At 34.9% G+C, this 1,764-nt stretch carries 2 protein-coding genes; both read right to left on the minus strand.

From position 1 onward, the window contains the following. Positions 1 to 6 precede the first annotated feature (6 nt). Positions 7 to 939 (minus strand): PorP/SprF family type IX secretion system membrane protein, encoded by a 933-nt coding sequence (locus AABL87_RS17660; RefSeq protein WP_036471636.1) that lies wholly within the window; start codon positions 937 to 939, stop codon positions 7 to 9. A gap of 14 nt (positions 940 to 953) precedes the next feature. Beyond that, positions 954 to 1,764: gliding motility-associated C-terminal domain-containing protein (locus AABL87_RS17665; RefSeq protein ID WP_341277695.1), on the minus strand; the 811-nt coding region annotated here is incomplete at its 5' end.

Genomic DNA, 1,764 nt, shown 5'->3' on the forward strand with positions numbered 1-1,764 from the left:
ACCTTCTTAGAAGAAACGAGCTGTACTAACTTTGTTGTATTTGTTAAACAAATCAAATCTCAAAAAGATCTCATGAGAACCTGAATTATATCTCGATAACTTAGAGGTATCTGCATCATAAGAATATCCAATAAATAATCCATCATTCACCTGGAAGCCTGCCAAGGCACTAACAGATGAATCCCATCTATACGCAGCTCCAATAGTAAACTTGTCTACAATCAAGAAATTTGCTGTCAAATCCACTTGCATAGGTGCACCCTCAACTGCCTTTGCTAAAAAAGCTGGCTTAAATTTCAAACTTGGATTCAATTCAAACACATATCCTCCCATTAAGTAAAAATGCATCTTTTGACGCATCAAAGCTCGACCTTCATTCTCCGAACGATCGGTTGTTAAAAAATTCGGTACCGAGAACCCTAAGTATGACTTATCTGAATAAAGATAAAGACCTGCTCCTATATTGGGATTAAACTTGTTATTGATATTCTTTCCAAATGTCACATCGGTTTCATCATGAATATCTAATTTTGTATAATCTACATCTAAAAGATTAGCAGTAGCTTTCAATCCAAAGGATAACTTGTAAGTATCATTTAAATCTATTGCATATGCTAAATTCAAAGAAAAATTATTCTCAGACATTGCTCCTATACGATCATTAGTATAGTTAATCCCTCCTGACAATCCATTATCACCTAATGGTGTATCAATAGAAATATTAGCTGTCTGAGGAGCCCCATCTAAACCTACCCATTGGGTTCGATACATCCCAAATACATTTAGCACACCTCGAGTCCCTGAATATCCAGGGTTAATATTAGTCGTATTATACATATAATGGGTATACTGAGGATCTTGTTGCCCATAAACTTCAGATACACTTAAAAGTCCTAAAGTCATTATTGTCATTAGACATATATCTTTTCTTATTTTCATCGCAATCCTATTTTCTAGTTATTTTCTAAATGTAAATACCCTGTCTTTGTTATCCATTCTGAGCCATTTGCTGTTCGAACCTCATACTTAACGATATAATAATAAGTCCCTGATGGTAAATTACCACTTAACAACACTCCTTTTCCTTCTGCTTTTCCTCTAAATACATTAACATTACCATCTCCTGTTGGATCATATTTTGTTGTGTCATAAACTTTACTACCCCAACGGTTGACAATCTGAACAGAATTATTTGGATACTTATCTATATTCTCTATGATAAAATAATCGTTCTTTCCATCCCCATCTGGCGAAACTGCATTATAAATCTTTAATTCTGAATTATAATCTGAATCCACTAATGCCAATGTAAAAATACCTTGAGCTTCTACTACAATAGGCGTCTTTACAGTCTTTGTTGATACATCTACTATACCTCCTAAGTCTTCCCATTTTAAGCCCTTATCATCCCAACGAACAATGTGTAAACTCTTCTCTGGATTAGTCAATAAAAAAGAAGGGGTCGTTTGCTCATTCCAACTTAAAGTTAATATAATAGCTCCATTACTCGCTTCATTCTTTACTTCCCAATACTCCTCATTATTTATATCTATAATCGCATTTTTAACATTATGTGCTCGACCCACCAAAGGATTTACACGTTTATACTGGGTTTGAAATAAATTTTGTAATCCGCTACTCTCTCCTAGGGTAATTGGGCGATAATATGTCCCATCTCCTACTGGCATTTCCATTTCTTTTTTTGCATCTAGATCGGCCATACCAACTACGTGACTTTCATCTCCTACACCCTCTACACTTGAG

The sequence above is a fragment of the Myroides sp. C4067 genome, from assembly GCF_038039665.1.
Lineage (GTDB): Bacteria > Bacteroidota > Bacteroidia > Flavobacteriales > Flavobacteriaceae > Flavobacterium > Flavobacterium odoratimimum.

What these genes read in the sequence shown, in the direction of transcription:
- AABL87_RS17660 (WP_036471636.1), bottom strand. Translation starts at nt 939, where the DNA reads ATGAAAATAAGAAAAGATATATGTCTAATGACAATAATGACTTTAGGA.